This is a genomic window from Mucilaginibacter sp., from assembly GCF_039921305.1.
GTDB lineage: Bacteria > Bacteroidota > Bacteroidia > Sphingobacteriales > Sphingobacteriaceae > Mucilaginibacter.
Window position 1 is genome coordinate 97,916 of sequence record NZ_JBDSCA010000047.1, and the last position, 19,906, is coordinate 117,821.

18 protein-coding genes are annotated in these 19,906 nt (G+C 39.5%); 14 read left to right on the plus strand and 4 right to left on the minus strand.

Annotated elements, in window-relative coordinates:
- Positions 1 to 6 precede the first annotated feature (6 nt).
- From traJ to ABIN91_RS14770, 6 genes are read left to right on the plus strand one after another with little or no spacing between them, the layout of a single operon-like run.
- Positions 7 to 1,224, plus strand: coding sequence for a conjugative transposon protein TraJ (gene traJ, locus ABIN91_RS14745; protein WP_348051987.1), 1,218 nt, complete (start codon positions 7 to 9; stop codon positions 1,222 to 1,224).
- A gap of 24 nt (positions 1,225 to 1,248) precedes the next feature.
- Positions 1,249 to 1,863: a conjugative transposon protein TraK gene (gene traK, locus ABIN91_RS14750; protein ID WP_348051988.1), complete on the plus strand. Its 615-nt coding sequence runs from the start codon at positions 1,249 to 1,251 to the stop codon at positions 1,861 to 1,863.
- A gap of 4 nt (positions 1,864 to 1,867) precedes the next feature.
- Positions 1,868 to 2,209: a hypothetical protein gene (locus ABIN91_RS14755; protein ID WP_348051989.1), complete on the plus strand. Its 342-nt coding sequence runs from the start codon at positions 1,868 to 1,870 to the stop codon at positions 2,207 to 2,209.
- 3 nt (positions 2,210 to 2,212) lie between these two features.
- Positions 2,213 to 3,484, plus strand: a complete 1,272-nt coding sequence (gene traM / locus ABIN91_RS14760) for a conjugative transposon protein TraM (RefSeq protein WP_348051990.1) — start codon at positions 2,213 to 2,215, stop codon at positions 3,482 to 3,484.
- A gap of 10 nt (positions 3,485 to 3,494) precedes the next feature.
- On the plus strand, positions 3,495 to 4,325 hold the full coding sequence (locus ABIN91_RS14765) for a DUF4138 domain-containing protein (protein ID WP_348051991.1): 831 nt from the start codon (positions 3,495 to 3,497) through the stop codon (positions 4,323 to 4,325).
- 35 nt (positions 4,326 to 4,360) lie between these two features.
- Positions 4,361 to 5,131: a hypothetical protein gene (locus tag ABIN91_RS14770; RefSeq protein WP_348051992.1), complete on the plus strand. Its 771-nt coding sequence runs from the start codon at positions 4,361 to 4,363 to the stop codon at positions 5,129 to 5,131.
- A 180-nt stretch (positions 5,132 to 5,311) separates the two neighbouring features.
- On the opposite strand, the gene ABIN91_RS14775 is transcribed toward ABIN91_RS14770, so the two are convergent.
- Genes ABIN91_RS14775 through ABIN91_RS14785 form a run of 3 tightly spaced genes read right to left on the minus strand, consistent with a single transcriptional unit; the run spans position 5,312 to position 9,378 of the window.
- Positions 5,312 to 5,698 carry a response regulator gene (locus ABIN91_RS14775; protein ID WP_348051993.1) on the minus strand — a complete coding sequence of 129 codons (387 nt, stop codon included), beginning with the start codon at positions 5,696 to 5,698 and terminating at the stop codon, positions 5,312 to 5,314.
- A 32-nt stretch (positions 5,699 to 5,730) separates the two neighbouring features.
- A complete protein-coding gene (locus ABIN91_RS14780) occupies positions 5,731 to 6,120 on the minus strand; it encodes a response regulator (protein ID WP_348051994.1) in 390 nt (129 codons plus the stop codon).
- A gap of 54 nt (positions 6,121 to 6,174) precedes the next feature.
- Positions 6,175 to 9,378: a chemotaxis protein CheB gene (locus ABIN91_RS14785; RefSeq protein WP_348051995.1), complete on the minus strand. Its 3,204-nt coding sequence runs from the start codon at positions 9,376 to 9,378 to the stop codon at positions 6,175 to 6,177.
- A gap of 371 nt (positions 9,379 to 9,749) precedes the next feature.
- On the opposite strand from ABIN91_RS14785, the gene ABIN91_RS14790 reads away from it, so the two are divergent.
- The 6 genes from ABIN91_RS14790 (at position 9,750) to ABIN91_RS14815 (ending at position 15,103) form a co-directional block, all read left to right on the plus strand.
- Entirely contained in the window at positions 9,750 to 9,920 is a 171-nt protein-coding gene (locus tag ABIN91_RS14790; RefSeq protein ID WP_348051996.1) for a hypothetical protein, read from the plus strand.
- 96 nt (positions 9,921 to 10,016) lie between these two features.
- Positions 10,017 to 11,144, plus strand: coding sequence for an ATP-binding protein (locus tag ABIN91_RS14795; RefSeq protein WP_348051997.1), 1,128 nt, complete (start codon positions 10,017 to 10,019; stop codon positions 11,142 to 11,144).
- Between the two features lie 285 nt (positions 11,145 to 11,429).
- The gene (locus ABIN91_RS14800; RefSeq protein WP_348051998.1) at positions 11,430 to 13,376 is read left to right on the plus strand and encodes an ATP-binding protein; all 1,947 of its coding nucleotides are present in this window, start codon (positions 11,430 to 11,432) and stop codon (positions 13,374 to 13,376) included.
- Positions 13,377 to 13,729: 353 nt separating this feature from the next.
- Complete coding sequence (locus ABIN91_RS14805; protein WP_348051999.1) at positions 13,730 to 13,966, plus strand: hypothetical protein; 237 nt, start codon at positions 13,730 to 13,732, stop codon at positions 13,964 to 13,966.
- Between the two features lie 2 nt (positions 13,967 to 13,968).
- On the plus strand, positions 13,969 to 14,790 hold the full coding sequence (locus ABIN91_RS14810) for an SOS response-associated peptidase family protein (RefSeq protein ID WP_348052000.1): 822 nt from the start codon (positions 13,969 to 13,971) through the stop codon (positions 14,788 to 14,790).
- A gap of 88 nt (positions 14,791 to 14,878) precedes the next feature.
- Positions 14,879 to 15,103, plus strand: a complete 225-nt coding sequence (locus ABIN91_RS14815; RefSeq protein WP_348052001.1) for a DUF4287 domain-containing protein — start codon at positions 14,879 to 14,881, stop codon at positions 15,101 to 15,103.
- Positions 15,104 to 15,156: 53 nt separating this feature from the next.
- Here ABIN91_RS14815 and ABIN91_RS14820 read toward each other — a convergent pair whose 3' ends face one another.
- Positions 15,157 to 15,393: a hypothetical protein gene (locus ABIN91_RS14820; protein WP_348052002.1), complete on the minus strand. Its 237-nt coding sequence runs from the start codon at positions 15,391 to 15,393 to the stop codon at positions 15,157 to 15,159.
- A gap of 117 nt (positions 15,394 to 15,510) precedes the next feature.
- Here ABIN91_RS14820 and dinB point away from each other — a divergent pair, with 117 nt between their 5' ends.
- Together dinB and dnaE are read left to right on the plus strand one after the other, a co-directional pair.
- Positions 15,511 to 16,668 (plus strand): DNA polymerase IV, encoded by a 1,158-nt coding sequence (gene dinB, locus ABIN91_RS14825; protein ID WP_128534675.1) that lies wholly within the window; start codon positions 15,511 to 15,513, stop codon positions 16,666 to 16,668.
- Between the two features lie 2 nt (positions 16,669 to 16,670).
- Complete coding sequence (gene dnaE / locus ABIN91_RS14830; RefSeq protein WP_348052003.1) at positions 16,671 to 19,613, plus strand: DNA polymerase III subunit alpha; 2,943 nt, start codon at positions 16,671 to 16,673, stop codon at positions 19,611 to 19,613.
- Positions 19,614 to 19,906: the final 293 nt, after the last annotated feature.

The following is a 19,906-nucleotide window of genomic DNA, read 5'->3' on the forward strand; positions in this document are numbered from 1 at the left end:
AAAATTATGAAAAAGAAGATTTATTTAACCGCAATTCTTGCGGTAACGGGGATAGCTTTTCCTTTATTTTCCAGGGCAGACGGACTTGCAACTGATATCCAGGGTTTACAGGGTACGTTGAACGGAGTTTACAATGATATGCTTCCAATGTGCAGCCAGTTGATTGGAGTAGGTCGGGCGATAGCTGGTTTTGGTGCACTTTTTTATATCGGCAGCCGTGTTTGGCGACAAATTGCCAATGCGGAACCAATAGACTTTTATCCGTTAATGCGTCCGTTTGCTTTAGGTTTAGCTATCCTTTTATTCCCTACAGTAATAGCAATTATTAATGGGATTATGTCACCTACGGTAAGTGCGACTGGTGGAATGGTGCAAAACTCTGATGCCGCTATTGCAAAATTATTAAAAGCGAAGGAAGCAGCAGTTGAGAAAACCGACACCTGGCAAATGTATGTTGGTGCTGATGGGGATGGCGACCGGGACAAATGGTATAAATATACTCATCCAGAAGACAAAGACGGTAGCGGTGAAGGAATGCTTGCCAGCGTGGGTAACGATATGAAATTCGCTATGTCCAAAGCTTCATATAATTTCAGGAACACCATTAAAGAATGGATGTCTGAAATATTACAGATATTATATGAAGCGGCAGCTTTATGTATAAATACCATTCGTACCTTCTATTTAATCATCCTTGCCATTTTGGGGCCAATAGTTTTTGGATTGGCGGTTTTCGATGGGTTTCAGCACACCCTAACGGTCTGGTTGGCTAAATATATCAATGTATTCCTTTGGCTGCCGGTTGCAAATATCTTCGGTGCCATTATCGGAAAAGTTCAGGAGAATATGCTGAAACTGGATATTGCTCAGGTTCAAAGCGCGGGCGATACGTTTTTCAGTTCCACCGATACGGCTTACCTCATTTTCTTAATTATAGGAATTATCGGCTATTTCACTGTACCAAGCGTAGCCAATTACATCGTTAACGCAGGTGGTGGCAATGGTTTATTGCAAAAGGTAAATAGCATAGTTAGCAGTACAAGTCAGTCCGTCACAGGAGCGGCGAGTTCAGGCGGCAGCATGGCTGCTGATGCTTTTGGTAACCAGCGATCCAATACAAGCCAAAGTGTGGCAGCAAATGCAGTATCCAATCCTTATTTCCAGGATAAAGGCCAAAGTGCTAATAGCCAGCAGGCCTCCAAGATCAGTCCCCAAAAAGTTTAATCATTCACCTTTAAAATTTGATATATGTTTTCACAACTCAAAAATATCGACACAGCTTTTAAGCATATTAAGCTGTTTAGCTACCTGCTCATCGCAGCATGTACGCTAATTTCCTGCTTCGCACTTTTTAAAAGTTACCAGGCGGCAAACATCGCTGGTAATCATGTTTATATCCTTGCCAATGGTAAGGCATTGGAAGCATTTGCCGCAGACCGAAAGGATAATATTCCGGTTGAGGCAAGGGATCATATCCGCATGTTCCATCACTATTTTTTTACGCTTGATCCTGATGAAAAAGTGATCGATGCCAATATTGGCAAAGCACTTTACCTCGCTGATGAAAGTGCTAAGAACCAGTACAACGACCTCAAAGAAAAGAGTTACTACAATAATTTGATCTCCGGTAATATAAGTCAACAGATCACGGTTGACAGCATACAACTGGACATCAACCAATATCCCTACTATTTTAAATGTTTTGCAACTCAAAAGCTGATACGCTCAACATCAACAGCAAACCGAAGCCTGATCACGCAAGGTTATTTACGCAATGTTGCCAGGTCAGACAATAACCCCCACGGATTTTTGATACTTCATTGGGAAACATTGGCGAACAGGGACACTACAATTCAACGATAAAATTATGAAAGCACTAAAAAAAGATTCACAGTCCGGGACTAATAGTTTGGTTTCAGATAAGATCGCGGCAATGATCGCAGGAAAAATTATCAGTATTCAGCTTCAAGTATCAGGTTCATTAAACCGGTGGTTTAACAAGTTTTCTACCCGCGGAAAAAAGAGCCTATTACTAACTATTGGTATTTTATCGGCTATCATATTGATTACAAGCGCATTTTCTTCTTTATATACGATACCTAAACTTTCACAGAACTACACTTCGGCACATATCGGGATGCCTTCCGAATTGCCGGGGCCGAAATTTAATAAACATCAATTAACAGATTCATTAACCATAAAAAAGTAAATCATGGAAGCTACATTAACAAGCGGCAAAATGCCGCAGCAAACTCCTGAATTTCTAAAGGAGCGCAAATTCTTAATGGTCATACCGTTACTCATTCTGCCATTTATAACAATGGGCTTTTGGGCATTGGGCGGTGGAAAACAAAGTGGTGCCCTTTACGACACGGCAGCTACTAAGGGATTAAATACTACGTTACCACAAGCGCAGTTTAAAGATCAGAAGTCGCAAGACAAAATGGACGTTTACCAAAATGCCAAAACGGATTCAGTTAGTTCGTCGGGAAGCGGCGTAAGCGAAAGTTTCGTTCGGTCAATGGGCCTGAATGCTACCAAAGCTAATCAGGCTGATTCTATTACTAAAAGATCTACTGCAAATTTAACGGGCGCGCCAACTACTGCGGATATGAACGAAGCGAAAATACAGGCGAAGCTTGCGGCGATTAATCAGCAGATCAATCAGCCCCAAACGCCGGATTATAACACGGGTTCATCGGGACAATCAAATGCGGATGTCAAAAGGCTTCAATTGATGGCCAAAGCCATGAACAATAATAGCGGCGGTAATGATCCTGAAATGAAGCAGCTTACACAAATGCTGCAACAGATCAATGATATACAAAATCCCGGCAATGCAAATAGCAGGTCAAGAAGCCAGTCACTAAAAAACCATCAACGCGTTTATCCCGTGTTGGCCGCCAAAGATGACGACGATGATAATAATCCCAATAGCCAAATGAGTGTACAATATGCTTCTTACGATGGTGGCAAAGGGAAAAAACATCATTCCGCCGGGAGTGAACAAGCGGCTGGCAATACTATTCAGGCCGTTGTACACGAAGATCAAACGTTGGTAAGCGGTGCGGTCATCAAATTGAGACTGGAAGATGGCATTTATGTAAATGGCAGGATGATCCCAAAAGGAAGTTTTGTTTACGGCACTTGCGCCCTTAATAATGAACGCCTGGAGATCAAAATCGCAAGTATTCGCTACCTCAATAATATCCTGCCAGTTTCACTTTCTGTCTATGATCTGGACGGTATGGAAGGTTTATATGTTCCAGGATCTATTGGTCGTGATGCTGCAAAAAATGGCGTGGGCGATGCGGTTCAGTCTATGCAGATGATGTCAATGAACCAATCAGTTGGAACACAAGCAGCCAGTGCAGGAGTTGAAGCTGCAAAAGGGCTTTTCAATCATAAGGTAAAACAAATTAAAGTTAAGGTCAAAGCAGGTTATGAAGTGCTGCTTAAAGACAGTAACGATAGAGACAATTAAATAAATAGCCATGAAAAAATCATTCATTATTTTAATTTTCAGTGCCTGGGGGACAGTTTCCTTTGCACAGGACACCGCTTATATAAGCCGTGATAAAACGACAGCGCTATTCTTTAAATCCGCAGTCAAAATTATAAGTAAATCAACTTCTGACTTTGATATCACACAGAAAGAAGATGCGCTTATTACCATTAAAGCACTCGACACGGATTTTTCGCCTACAAAAATCAATGTACAGGAGATTAGTACTGCGAAAATTTACCGCATCCCGGTTGAATATTCTTATGGCCGTGCAGGAAGACGAATTGAGGTGGGAGGCGAAACGCCAATGACCGTTAAGGTCATTAAAACTTCCGATTATAATTACGGCGCAGTCGTTACTCAATTAGCAACAGGTAAGCGTAAAGATGTTGTGGATCACGAAAAAACTGGTGGAGTAAAAGCCTGGGTTGACAAACTATCACTTGCCGGTAATAGGGTTTTCTTTAGGCTTGACATTCGTAACAAATCCAACTTGCCCTATGAAATTGATTTTGTTCGGTTTTATATAAGGGATTTGAAAACTGTTGCAAGAATGGCAACTCATGAACAGGAAATAGTACCGTTAATCACCACACTGCATAAAAAAACGGCTATTGCTCATAAACAGGAGATTGCAAAAGTGTTTGGCTTTCATCGTTTTTCCCTTTCGGAAGACCAGGCGCTCAATATTGAATTATACGAGAAAAACGGCAACCGTCACCTTTATCTGCAAATCAAGCAAAAGGATCTGGACGATTTAAAAACGATAAACCCGGCACCGCAGCAGCCGGTAAACGCAATTGCTGCAAATACACTTTAATTAACTATTTATTTCATTTTTTAAACAAGTACGTTATGAATACTCAAAATGCAGAATTTTTAAAAAAGAGCCTTTTAAATTTAGGCTTTGGAGACACATTGAACAGCCAGCTTGACAAAGAAATGGCGGCTAAGAAGCCTGATTTTAAATTAGGCTTAAGCCACGAGTTTAATCAGAAATCTGTCGATTATACCCTTCATTTTAAGGCAGGTGATAATCAGGATATGTATTTTTTTAATAAATACGATGCCACAGTAAATCACAAGGATGATCCGGCCAAAGATGTCCATCAATCCTTTTTTATTAATAAAGGTAGTGGAATTACTGCCAAAGAAGCCTTTAATCTGATGGAAGGCAGGGCCGTACACAAACAACTTTACAATTTGGAAGGGCAGAAATATCAATCGTGGTTAACGCTTGATGATAAGAACCTAACTGAAAACGGCAACAAAAAGATCAAGCATTACCATGAGAACTATGGATATGATATTGACAAGGTTATTGCCGGAAAAGGTATCAAGGAATTGGAAGACCCTAAAGCTAAAGACGAATTAATGTATTCATTGAAGAAAGGTAACGCCCAGCAAATAACCGTAGGCGGCGATGACGGTGATAAAAAGTATTTTATTGCCGCTAATCCCCAATTCAAGACAGTTGACCTTTACGATCATCAAATGAAGAAGATTAAAAGGGAAGAATTGTTACAGGTCGAACAAAAACCGGTTAGAAACTTAAAACAACGCGAGCAGCAAAAGGAGGATGCTCCTGTAAAAAAGCAGTCGCGTAAAGCGAAGATGAGCGTTTAATGTAAAAAAAACAGGTCCTTACCAGACCTGTTTTTTTTATTATTTAGTTCGCAGAGGCGTTGATTTGTTTACATCGGTTATAATATTTTCGGTTTTATATACAGGGGCTTGTAGTGTCTTTGTATGTTATCGTCAGATTAACAGGTATAACATAACTTATAGATATAAAGCACCATTTCCTTAACCATCAGAGGATTGGCGAATCTTCAACACCGAGTTAATTGTTGTTAGTAAGTCCACGCCGTCAAACGGCTTGATCAGATAATAGTCCACGCCAAGAGCCTTTGCTTTTTGTATATCCATTGGTTCAGATTTTGTAGTAGAAAACATAAAAGGAATATTGCGGATACGCGGATTGGACTTTAAATGGCTAAAGAATTCAAAGCCATCCATAACAGGCATGTGTATATCACAAATGATAAGGTCAGGCAAATTAGATACTAATTGAATTAGCGCTAAAGAGCCATCTTCTGAAGTACTTACGTTAAAACCTTCCAAAGTTAGTAATTCTGACATGCACTCCCTGGTTTCGGTATTGTCTTCAATAACTAAAATATTCTGTTTCATACATAATGTTATTAAATGGTGATCGTATGCTTTTAAAAGCATTTATTTGAGGGCTCTTGAAATGATAATTGTTTCTTTATTTTCTCAAGTAGGTTGTCGATGTCAAAAGGTTTGCCTAAGAAATCATCAGGGCCCCCAGGCTGAAGAATGGATTCAGCGAGATCATGGGTTCCTGAAATTAAGATTACCGGTAACGAATTGGTTAAATGATTGTCTTTAATGTCTTTGCAAATGGTTCGCCCATCCATACCAGCAAGCATAACGTCCATAATGATGATATCCGGATGAAAATCTTTTATATCTTCAAACACAGTATCGCCACAATTTAACGTCTTTACATCGTAACCTGTTTCAGATAATAGTAAGGTTAGGATTTCAAGTATATCAGCATCGTCATCCAGGATTAAAATTTTGTTTTTCATAGTTTCGTCGATCGGAATAACTCGCACTTATTAAAAGCTAAGATCATGCCGTTATTAATTTAAAAATGGCAATAAAACGAGATCTTCTGTCTCGACCTTCAGATAGATCATAAAAGTTGAACCAATGCCAGGTTCGCTTTCAACTATAATATTACCGCCAGCTGCATTGACGATTTTTTTTGCAAGATATAATCCGATACCGTGTCCCTCTACATCCTGGTTTAGTCGCCCATACATGTTAAAGATCTTGTCAATCCCTCCTTTGGGTATGCCTTTGCCATTATCTCTAACCGACAATACGATATGGTCACTTTCGCTCCAGGTATGAATAGTAATAGCCGGTGCTTCTTCACGCCGGAACTTGATGGCATTTGATATTAAATTGTAAACGATACTTCTTAAATTCTTTTTTGAAAAAAGGATTTGCTTTACTTCAAGGTTTCGTGTGATGACTGCTTTAGAATCAACGATCTTATTTTCCAAACTCCACTCTATATTGTTCATAATCTCTTCAATATCCACCATCTCCGTTGCAATCATATCGCTTTCTACCTTAGCAATGGTAGCAATGTCGGTAATCAATTCTCTGAATTTTTTGATCGAAGTATTAATAATTTTTAAAAATTCCATTAGCTTGACATCCGATAAAGTTATTTTGTTCATAATATTAATACTGGTTTCAATGTTACCGAGTGGGGCTAATAGATCGTGGGACGCTGCATGGATGAAATGGTCCAGATCTGAATTGATACGTTGTAACGTTTTGTTTTTCTTATCGATCTCCAGTTGCGTATGTTTCAGCTCGGTTATATCATTGAAGGTGATGATCGCGCCATTATTTTTGTTGGTGGCCTGTTGCACATAAGGCATGGTCATAATCTGGTACCACTTGCCATTGTTCGTCTCAATTTCTTTAGTAATGACAAATCCGTCAGATAATACCTGTTTAATGTCATCCACAATAGTTTCAAATTTAATGTTAGTGGATATATTACTCAATGGCCTTCCGATATCGGTTTCCAACAGGTTGATCTGTTTAACGGTGCCTGGTGAGAACCGCATTAACTCCAGGTCATTGTTTATAAATAGCTGACCGTTAATATTGCTCCTGAAATAGTTATTCAAGTCATCATTAATATCCAATAGCTCTTTGTTTTTCAATTGATAATCAGCATTAATTGTATGCAACTCTTCATTTACAGACTGCATTTCTTCGTTGGTACTTTGCATTTCCTCATTAGCAGAGATCAGTTCTTCATTGAACGACTGCATATTTTCGTTTGAAGCATCAAGTCTTTCGTAAGACGAATGCAGCTTATCTTTTAATTCCTTTAGTTCCGCTTCGAGGTTCTGGGTATATTGATCCAGATATATAGTTTCATCATATACCAGGTCTTCTTTTTGACCGGTAGCCTGAAACTCAGTAAATATCACCATCAACAATTTAGCATCTCCTTTAATTTCTAAAGGACTGACTGACAGATTTACCTTAAAAACTTCTTTTTGCTGTTTGATCTTTATCCCTTTAACCTCAGCTTTTCCGTTGAGTTTCAATGCACTTGTGCGCAACGTATTGAATGCTATGGCAAGTGGTTTCGCTAAAAGTTCTGTTAAATTGGAAGTAAAGTGTTTTTGAAGCAAATATTTTGTGGTGTCGCCGTAAGAGTTTACAACCTGGTTGTCTTCATCAACACAAATAGCCAGATAATCAAGGTCGCTGGCTAAGGCAAGGTGCATAGTTTCGGATAATACTGGATTAACACTTTTAGCGATATCTTCTATCGCAAACCGGGAGGGAGTTCTTTTAATATCCAAAAGATCAGGCAATGAAAAAGCGTCAAAACTTATACCCCGCTTACTCTCCAGATTTTTATATATTTTCCATTTTTTTTGCACTACCTCCAAGTTTTTTAAGATAGGCATCGGGTTTTCGCTGGAACCTAAAAACAGGTACCCGTCCATCTTTAGTCCGAAAAGCAACATGGAAAAGATCCTTTTTTGCAGCACCGATGTCATGTATATGAGCAAATTGCGGCAACTGATAAAGTGCATATTACAATATGGCGGGTTTTTAACCAGATCGTGTTGTGCAAAGATCACCATTTTACGAATGACCGGGCTCACCCTGAAGTTTTCACCCTCCTTTATGAAATATTTTTCAAGACGCGCAGGAGTAACGTCCTTTGTAATATTTGCCGCATAAATACCCTTGCCGGCATGGATCAAGGCTGCGCCGTCAATATCAGTGGCAAATATTTTGACAACAGTATCCTCGTATTCGCCTTTTAGCAATTCAGCGATCAAGATAGCCAGGGAATAAACTTCTTCGCCTGTTGCGCATCCGGCAACCCACATCTTTAATTCGTCACCCGGCGTAAGTTTTTTCAAAATCTCCGGCATCACTTCTTTTTGAATAAATTCGAATGCGCCTTTATCTCTGAAAAATGAGGTTACACTGATCAGGAATTCTTTGGAAAGCGCGACCACCTCTTCCGGGGTAACTCTTAGGAAATTCAGATAATTAGTTAAAGATGTAAAATTACCGTAAGAAGCCCTGCGTTTTGTTCTCCGAAGTATCGTGGTTTGTTTATAATCCGTAAAGTCCAGTGGTAAACTCTCTTTAATCAGCTCGATGATCAATTTTAGGTTTTTCTCATCATCTTCATGATCAGTCAACAATTCGCCCGCATTTTTAACATAGTCTTCGATGGCTCCAGGCATCAAAGCCGGTTCCAATACAAAGTCTACCAAGCCTGTTGAAATCGCACTGGAAGGCATGCTGCCAAATTCAGAGGTAGACGGGTTTCTGGCAATTACCATCCCACCCGCTTTTTTGATTGATTTGACACCTTCTGTACCATCGCTTCCTAAACCTGAAAGAATAATTCCAATTGATTTTTTTCCGCAATCCGCTGCAAGGGAATTGAAGAAAGTATTGATCGTCAAATGCGGACCTTTAACCTGGTTCTTTTCTGTTAAATATAACGTACCGTCATTTATAGTCATGAATTTATCATGCGGTATCAGATAAACCTCATTACAAACCACGGTCATTCCATTCTCGGCCTCTTTTACAACGAGCTTGCTGTGCCTGGCCAGTAATTCGACCATGCGGCTTTTGAAGTCAGATGATAGGTGTTGTATGATGATATAGGAAACACCATCTAACGGTGTATGATCGAAAAAGGAGTTAATTTCATCCATTCCACCAGCGGATGCGCCAATGGCAATAATATGGTGGGGTTCTGCTGTAAACATTTTAGCGTGAAATTAAATGAGGTAAGAATTAAAATTCTATAAGAAGGGTAATGCAAGATCTCAAATTTACCCTTAATTTTTTGACAATCAGTAGTTTATTATTAGCTGTTTATATTAGGCAATTTCTTCTGCAAATCGTATCTAATTTCACCATAGTGATGTTTTATTTTTTGGTAAACGACCTTTTAGCCAATTCCGCAATTGTCGCGATGCCGATTTGCCGAAAAATACTTCCGGCGAAGCAAAAATCAGTACTATTTGGGAAATTGATGAACTCTGACTTACGGAAGAATATTTTTCTATATAAACAAACAGTTGCGACAGATCACTAATGGCCTAAAACAATAACTCCATTGGACGCTTGTAATTGCATGAAAGCGCCGAAACCAAAAAGAACAAGAATTTCAGTTAAAGTTACTCCATTGAATGATGGCACCAATACGCCTGTTCCCGGTCCTGGTAAACCAGCTAAATTAACCGAAGGCGAGGCTGCACTATATAAACAGGCAGAAAATCCTCTTGGCGATCCTCATAAAGTCTAATAGTAGCCTGTCTGAATTATTTGTAATTAATAATTAATTTATTATCACAAAATAATCTTGAAGTTGTATATATATCTGTATTAATCATTTGACAGGATGGATATGGATGATAGAAATACCTCATTGATAAATGGAATAGAGGGTCAGGGACAATTATTGATTGCAGCATTAAGTGCATCTATTAGTGGTATTGTAATAACTGATTGGTTGCAGAATGATAACCCAATAATCTTTTGTAACAGTGCTTTTGAAGAAATGACCGGCTTCAGTCAGGACGAAATATTAGGAAAAAATTGCCGCTTTTTGCAGGCTGAAAATCGAGACCAAATTGGCAGATTTAAATTGCAGGAAGCATTGTCAGCAGGTACTGAATGCCATGTTGAACTGGCAAATTACCGTAAGGACGGCACCATGTTTTATAATGAGCTTTACATTGCGCCGATTAAAAATCATCATGGAATTGTAACTCACTACATTGGCATACAGAATGATATTACGGTGCGAAAGCAAAAGGAAATATCATTAGAGTTAGAATTAAATCTACAAAAGCAAAAAGATGAATTTACGAATCTTGCCAGCCATGAATTAAGAACACCGATTACCAGCCTTCGGGCAACGCTCCAATTAATCAATCGCATCATCAAGGAAAAACAAATAGAAGATGAACGGCTCATTGAACTCGCTCAAAATGCGGAGCGTCATACTAAAAAACTCGGCTCATTGGTTGACGATTTATTGATCACAACCATTTTACCGAATGAGGAACTTGCACTTAATAAAACAGTTTTTTCCTTTTCAGATGTCTTGGACGGCTGTTGTAACCACATTTCGCTTAACGGCACACATACCGTGGAGAAAGCCGGAGATATGAAGGTGAAAATTTGTGCTGACCAGCATAAGATTGACCAGGTGATGATCAATCTACTCAATAATGCGGTAAAATTCGCTCCCAACTCTAAAAATATAATTATCGGAGTTGAGCAAATTAATAGTTTTATTAAAATATCAGTAACAGATAAAGGCATAGGAATTGCCGATAAAAATATCGCTTTTATCTTTGAGCGCTTTAAAAAGGTGGACAACGGACAGCACAGCCAGTCTGGACTTGGAATGGGTCTTTATGTTTGTTCTGAAATCATCAAAAGGCATGGTGGGGAAATTGGAGTTTACAGTACTTTGGGACAAGGATCATCCTTTTGGTTCACTATCCCGACTACAGCTTAGAATAAAACAATATAAGTTTGAATTCATCAGTGCATATTTATTATTAACAACGCAGGTTTATTTAAACCTGCTGTCCCTGTGGCCGCGCGATACGCTATATCTATCCTGCAGAAAAGTATGCCTTTGCAATCACTGACAATGAATGTGTGAAAATTCCGACCCAAAAAACTCAAATTCAGATCAATCATAATATTCATCAACTATGATTACGTTCCACTATTATTTTAAATTATGATTTTCGATCTAATGCTTTATTTTTACCTATCTAAATAGCGATTTTCAACAATGACAAATGCTGATTACCATTTCTTAAAAGGTGGCGATGAAATGGGAGAGTTAATCCGATCAATAGATTGGTCAAAAACACCTATTGGCCCGGTTGCTAAATGGCCTCAAAGCCTCCGGATAGCTACCAGCATTATGCTATCAACACCATTTCCCATGTACATAGCCTGGGGAAACGAATATACTCAACTTTACAACAATGGCTACCGGCCCATACTCGGGTCGTCCAAACATCCGCAGGCGATGGGGATTAGTACCCGCGAAACTTTTGCGGAGATATGGCATATTATCGGTTCTATGTTTGATGGTGTAATGGAGGGAAAGGCAGTAGGTTTCCCCAATTTTATGCTGCCGCTTGATCGGAATGGTTATGTGGAAGAATGTTTTTTTGATTTCTCCTACAGCCCGATTTATAACGACGATGAAACTGTAGGCGGCGTACTGGTAACGGTTATAGAAACAACCGAAAATTTAAAAAACGTTCAAAAACTTAAAGAAAGTAATCTGGCACTAAAACGAAGCGAGGAAAACTTAAGTAACCTAATAAGCCATGCCCCTGTGGCTATGACCGTTTTTAGAGGCCCTGACTATGTGATAGAAATAGTTAACCAAAAAGTGCTTGAGATTTGGGGTAAAACCTACGAACAGGTCATTAACAAGCCTGTCTTTGAAGGTTTACCTGAAGTAAAAGGACAAGGCATTGATGTGTTGTTAAACAATGTGTATACAACCGGTGAACCATTTATTGCTAATGAATTACCAGTTAAGTTGTTCAGAAATGGCGAATTACAACAGGTTTATCTAAATTTCGTTTACGAAGCACTAAAAGACAACGACGATAAAATTTACGGCATAGCGGCGATTGCCATTGAAGTTACAGAACAGGTTAATGCAAGACAAAAAGTTGAAGAGGCCGAAGAACGGGCCAGATTAGCTATTGAAGCGGCTAAAATTGGAACATTTGATTACACTTTATTTAATAACACAGTGGTAACCTCGCCACGTTTTGATGAGATTATGGGAATAGACAATACGTCAGACCATAAATATTATTTATCTGCCCTTCACCCGGACGATCTCGTGGTACGTGATAAAGCCTTTGAAAAAGCCTATAATACCGGCCAGTTATTTTATAAAGCGAGGGTTAAAAAAGGCAATGAAACCCGATGGGTGCAGGCAGAGGGAAAGGTATACTACGATGATGAAGATAAGCCATCGAGAATATTGGGAACAATGGTTGACATAACCGAGCAAAAATCGGACGAAATCCGAAAAAATGACTTTATTGGGATGGTCAGTCATGAACTAAAAACACCGCTAACGTCCCTTACAGCCATTATACAGCTCGCGAATACCAAGCTAAAAGTCAGCGACGATAGTTTTCTCGCAAGCGCGATGGAAAAGGCAAACACACAGGTCAAAAAAATGACCGCTATGATTAATGGATTTCTAAATATTTCTCGTTTAGAATCCAGTAAAATTCAGATTGACAGGCAGGAAATAAATCTGGAGCATTTGTTGGAAGAAACGATCAGTGAAATTGAATTAACAGTTACCAGCCACGAAATCCATTTTGAACCTTGTAATCCAATAATGGTAAGCGCGGATCATGACAAAATATCTTCTGTGATTTCGAATTTAATCAGTAACGCTGTAAAATATTCTCCTAAAGGGAAAGAAATTGAGGTGAAATGTTTAGTCGTCGATAACAACGCTCAGGTAAGCGTCCGGGATGAAGGAATGGGCATTAAGATGGCTGATATAGATAAATTATTTGAACGTTACTATCGCGTGGAAAGTGATCACACGAGGAACATTTCAGGTTTCGGAATTGGGTTATATTTAAGCGCAGAGATCATTCAGCGGCATGATGGAAAAATATGGGCTGAAAGTGAAATTGGAAACGGTTCTACTTTCTATTTTAGCTTGCCGCTTACACGTGATTAATTTAAACAGAATAAAATTACCTTTTAGCCTAATTGTTCGTCTTCTCTGACCTATGATAGCCATCACTGGAAATCTTTAAAATTCATTGCGGTAAATCCGCTCCGTATTTTCGCTTCACTTCAAAGCATTTGCTTTATTTTATAAATCCTTAAAAGTCCGCCCAAGAGCATTATTCAGGGCTTTACCTGTTACCCGCTGATTGCATTGCGCCGGGAAAGCTCCGCTTTCCTTAATGCTGCACTTGACCTATTGCTAAAGATCAGATGCTTTCAATGTGCCATTTTCCAATCGAAACGGAGAAAAAGGACTACTAAGGTTTCAGCTTTTAATTAAAATTGTAAATTTATTCTTTTATGGAAACCAGCCCTACTTTTGAAATTATATTATCCGACATCACTATGGTTGTAACCAGTCATATCGTAGCGAGTGACGAAGTTTTCAGAATTGAATTTTCAGATGGAAGACCGGCATTGGTCGTTCACGAAGCGTTGGGCGGTAATCGCCCATTTTGGGCATCTATCCCCCAGGGCCGCCAGAAAGAAGCTGAATTTTTTGGTGCAAGAATTGCAGAGTATTTAAAAAACAAATAGGTATGTGTTATTACAACGGTCAAAAAGTTTCGAGAGCAGAGTTCATCAGGTTACTTAACCTTGAACGCTCGGTAAAAAAATATGATTTCCTGAATGTAAAACTACATCATGGGTTTAATTATGGAAACGTTGCAGTTTTAAAACGTACTGAAGATGAAACGAATTTCGACATCGTTCAGATGGAATGGGGATTTATACCGCCTTACTGGAAGAACCGGGAAGAAGTCAAAAAAAACAGGGCGGGTTACGTTGACCCCGTTACCAAAAAATTCGTGCAATACCTCACCATGAATGCTAAAGCTGAGGAAATGCTTTTCCCCCGAAAAATGTATCGTGATGCGGCGTTAAAACGCCGCTGCTTAGTACTTTCTACAGGTTTTTTCGAATGGCGTGATATTTACCCAAAGAATAAAAGAACGGGTGAGCCGGTTAAAAAAGCAGTTAAATACCCTTACTATATTAGCTTAAAAGAACACGAATATTTTTATATGGCCGGAATTTGGCAAGCCTGGACAGATCAGGAAACCGGGGAGCATGTAGAAACTGTTTCTGTTGTTACTACCGCAGCTAATGGTTTAATGCGGGAAATTCATAATGGCAAACTTAGAATGCCAACCATTTTAAATGATGAACTGGCTTACGAGTGGATGTTTGGTGATTTGAGTGAAGAACGAATTACCGAAATTGCTTCAACGCAATATTCATCTAAGGCAATGGAATTTTGTTCTGTTGACAAGAGTTTCAGGGAATCGGAAGAACCCGCGACACCCTTTGAGTATAAAGAAGAAGACCTGCCAGCTTTTGAAATTGCATTTGCAGATTAAAATTTTTAAGCAATTTTTGCGTGAATTAACAGATGAACAAACTGGAAAAATGGCATATTAATATATCCATTACATTTACTACAATTCAATGAATAAGATCAATTTAACCGCCTACTACGCCACCATCAAAAAGAAAACCGGTAAAACACCAGCCGACTTCAAGGAACTGGCTATAGCTAAGGGCTATTTCGAGAATGGGACACTAAAACCAATGGTGAAACCCGCAGAAGTTATTGCCTGGCTAAAAGCGGATTTTGAATTGGGGCATGGACACGGATTGGCTATTTACCATAGTATGAAAGATTCCGAATAAAGTTTTAACCTGGTTTTATCAAGTTGATCTCCCGCTGTTAGGTACTTGAATTCTTATAAATAATGGCCTTCTATGGCACATATCACTTCATCTACAACTTTTTCATTTAGGTTGTCAGGGTTGCTAAATACCTTGAATAATCCACTATCGGGTTCAAGACAAAGCATTAGTTTCCCATTATCAAACACCTCGAATTTACACGGTCTGTCCGCGCCGTCCGCATAGTCTTGCACTTGGAGCCTCTGCATCCCATCGATATCTACCATTATTTCAAAAGCCTCTGTTTCCATAGTCTAATTTACTGATAAACAATACAGGAAAACAAATCTCCAAAATTATTTGTAAACAGTCTATGAAATGCTAATATTTTTAGCATAATTTTATAGCCCGCAAATGTTTATCGGATAATGAATACAGACCGCCAGATAATTCACATGGATCAAGATGCTTTTTTCGTATCCGTTGAGGTACGAAAGAACCCTGCTTTAGTGGGTAAACCGGTTATTATCGGCAGCCTGTCAGATCGCGGGGTGGTTGCATCTTGCAGTTATGAAGCACGGAAATTTGGTGTCCATTCGGCCATGCCTGCGCGTTTGGCTCGTCGTTTATGCCCTCACGGTATCTGGATAAGAGGAAGTATGGATGAATATTCCAAAGCTTCACATGAAATTACAGAGATCATTCAGGGTGAAGTTCCATTGCTGGAAAAAGCGAGTATTGACGAGCACTACATTGATATGACCGGTATGGATAAACATTACGGTACACTTAAATGCGCCAAAGAAATAAGGTCAAAAGTGATCAAAGAAACAGGTTTGCCGATTTCTTTTGGCTTATCTGTCAATAAAACCGTTTCGAAAATGGCCACCAACGAGTGTAAACCTAATGGTGAATTAAGTATTGAAAAAGGTATTGTTCAGCCGTTTTTGAACCCCCTATCTATTCGGAAGATCCCGGGCTTAGGTGAAAAAACTTTCATCAAGTTAAGCGATATGGGTATTAAAAAAATTCATACGCTTGCCCAGGTCCATCCTGAATATATGACAAGTATTTTAGGCAAGAACGGGCTTTGGCTTTTACAAAAGGCCAAAGGGATTGACGAATCACCCGTTATCCCTTACCATGAACAAAAAACCATTGGTACACAATGTACCTTCAAACAGGATAGCATTGATGTGGAAACGATCAATCATCTGTTAACTTCAATGGTGATGGAACTGGCTTTTGAACTACGGCAAAAGAAAAAGCAGACCGCCTGTATAACGGTTACTGTTCGTTATTCCACATTTGAGGATGTTACCAAACAAATGCGTATTCCTTACACGGCTTTGGACGGTGTATTAATTACTAAGACTAAGGAATTGTTTAAACAACTCTATCAAAAACGGATTCTGATCCGTTTGGTCGGCGTTCGCTTGTCCAACCTCGTGAGCGGCTTTGAACAAATTGATCTGTACAGTGAATCCGAAGAACAATACAGTCTTTGCCAGGCAATGGACAAGATACGAAGGCGCTTCGGCCCGGATTCTATTAAACTGGCTTCTGGTATCGATCTAAATTTATAGCCATGTATCTAAACGTCCATTCACAATATAGCCTGCGCTACGGCACGATGCCCATACCAAAACTGGTGGAGGAAGCCGCAGCGCGTGGTATTACCCAAATGGTACTCACAGATATTAATAACTCCACGGGTATCATGGAGTTCATGCGGGAATGTGATGAAAAAGCAGTTAAACCCATCGGTGGCATAGAATTTCGCAGGGATAAGCATTTGCTTTATATAGGGATAGCACAGAATCGGGAGGGTATGAAAGAACTCAACGACTTTCTGACTGAACATAATCTGGAAAAGAAACCGTTACCTGATATCGCACCGGAATTTAAGTATGCGTTTACTATTTATGCTTATGGACACCAGGCAGAATTAAAAAAAAATGAATACTTAGGAGTTCGCTTCGATCAGCTTAACCAGCTATTTAATAAAGACCTATCTATCCTGAAAGATAAACTGGTAGCGTTACAGCCCGTTTTTGTATTGGATAAAATTGAATACCGCCTCCATGAATATTTGAGAGGGATTGACCTCAATGCGTTGCTAACTTTGGTGAAGCCGGAGGATAAATGTACCCCAACGGATATGTTCCTGCCACCGGGACAACTGGAGGCCAAATTTTCACGGTACGCTTTTATTTTAGATAATACCCGCAACCTGATGAACGGTTGCGTCATGGATTATCCCAAAGGCCGGATAAATCTTAACCGCAGGACTTTTACAGGCAATAAAAAAAACGATAAGGAGCTACTGGAAAAACTGGCAATGAGTGGTATGGAGTACCGTTATGGCAAAAGTAATAAAGAAGCACTCAAAAAAGTCAAACATGAACTGAAAGTAATTTATGAACTGGACTTTTGTGCCTATTTTCTCATCACCTGGGATATTATCCGTTATTCATCATCACAAGGATATTATCATGTTGGCCGTGGATCAGGTGCAAACAGTATTGTAGCTTACTGCCTTAAAATAACAGATGTTGACCCGATAGAATTGAACCTTTATTTTGAACGCTTCTTAAACGCCCAGCGTACATCACCCCCTGATTTTGATATTGATTATTCCTGGGATGAACGGGAAGATGTGCAGGATTATATTTTTAAAAGGTACGGAAGTCAACATACTGCTTTATTAGGTACGATGTCAACTTTTAAAGATCGGAGTATTATACGGGAAATTGGTAAGGTTATGGGTTTGCCTAAATCGGAGATCGACGGTTTTACCGATCAGACACGGGCAGCGGTTAACCGTAACAATGCCACCTTTAAAAAAATTACAGCTATTTATGAACGCATGGCAAATATGCCTAATCAACGTTCTATTCATGCCGGAGGGGTGCTGATTTCGGAAGATCCGATAACCTATTACACCGCGCTTGACCTGCCACCTAAAGGTATGGCTACGGTTCAGTGGGATATGTACGAAGCGGAGAAAATAGGCTTTGATAAATATGATATTTTAAGCCAGCGGGGTATCGGGCATATTAAAATGGCAGTCAAATTAGTTGAAGAAAACCAACAACGTAAAATTGATATTCACCAGGTCAAGCTTTTTATGAAAGACCCGGTAGTTAATGCACAACTACGAACCGGTAATACCATCGGCTGCTTTTATATCGAATCACCTGCCATGCGCCAGTTGATCAGAAAACTCAATTGCGACAATTACCTCGTGTTGGTTGCGGCCAGTTCAATTATCCGCCCCGGTGTAGCGAGTTCGGGAATGATGGGCGCTTATATCAAATACCATCATGCACCTGAAACAGTCAGTTATCTTCACCCGGTTATGGAAGACCAGTTGCAAGAAACTTATGGGGTAATGGTTTATCAGGAGGATGTGATTAAAATATGTATTCACTTCGCAGGTATGGACGGTACAGATGCAGATATTCTAAGAAGGGGAATGAGCGGAAAATATCGTTCAAAAAAAGAGTTTGACCGTTTGGTCGAACGTTTTTTTGAAGAAGCAAAAAAACTGGGCAGGCCCGATGATGTAGTAGCCGAAGTTTGGCGGCAGGTATCATCATTTGCCGGCTACAGCTTTTCAAAGGCGCACTCGGCCAGTTTTGCGGTAGAAAGCTATCAGAGTTTGTTTTTAAAAACTTACTACCCCAAAGAATTTATGGTAGCCGTTTTGAATAATTACGGAGGATTTTATAATCGTGCGCTGTATGTTCATGAACTTCAAAAATCGGGCGCAAACGTGCATTTACCGTGTGTAAACCGTAGCGATGGTATTGTTAATATCATTGGCAGTGATGTTTATTTGGGCTTCGTCGGTGTTCATGGGTTAACTGATAATTTTATTACATCAATACCCGAGGAACGGCAAGAAAATGGCCTTTATCTAAGTTTGGAAGACTTGGTTAAAAGAACAGGTTTAGGATTGGAGCAGGCTATTATATTGATACGGGTAGGTGCACTGCGTTTTACAGGCAAAAATAAAAAGGAATTGCTTTGGGAGGTTCATCTGCTCATGGGTGCCAAAGTCAAAGTAACCAATGACAACGAGTTGTTTAAACTGGAAGCTAAAAATTATAGCCTGCCGGTATTGGTGAATACTGATCTGGAAAATGCTTACCACGAACTCGAAATTTTAGGCTTTTCATTAAGTATATCCATGTTCGATCTGCTGGAAACTGATTACCGGGGCGAATTATCTGCAAACGATTTGATTAATCACATCGGGCAGATGGTCAGAATGGTAGGCCTTTATGTTTGCGAAAAAACTGTCCATACTAAAACCGGTAAGAATATGTGGTTTGGAACTTTTTTAGATGCCGAAGGCAATTTTTTTGACACCGTACATTTTCCAAATTCAACTCCTGCTTATCCCTTCAGGGGAGCAGGTTGCTACTTAATGTTTGGTAAAGTAGTGCAGGAATTTGGCTTTGCGAGTATCGAGGTTTTAAAGTTTGCTAAACTTCCGATTTTGGCTAATCCGGTTATGGAATAAATTTATGGTTATGGATAGGTTTCAAATACAATGTATATTATCTACAGGACAGGCCGACTTGCAGTTGGATATAAAGAAAATGCCAGGTGAAAAAGGGCCTTGTTTCATGATAACAGAAAAAGGGTTGTTCAAAGGTTATTTGGCAAGCCAAAAGAACGGTGTGTTAAAAATTATTGGGGAGGCAAGCTATAATGAACATGATATTAGTTTGATAAGCCAGCAAATTGCACACGTACATAGATAATAAGATTCGGGCTGTCCCTGCGGCCGCGCTTTACACTATATCTTTCCTG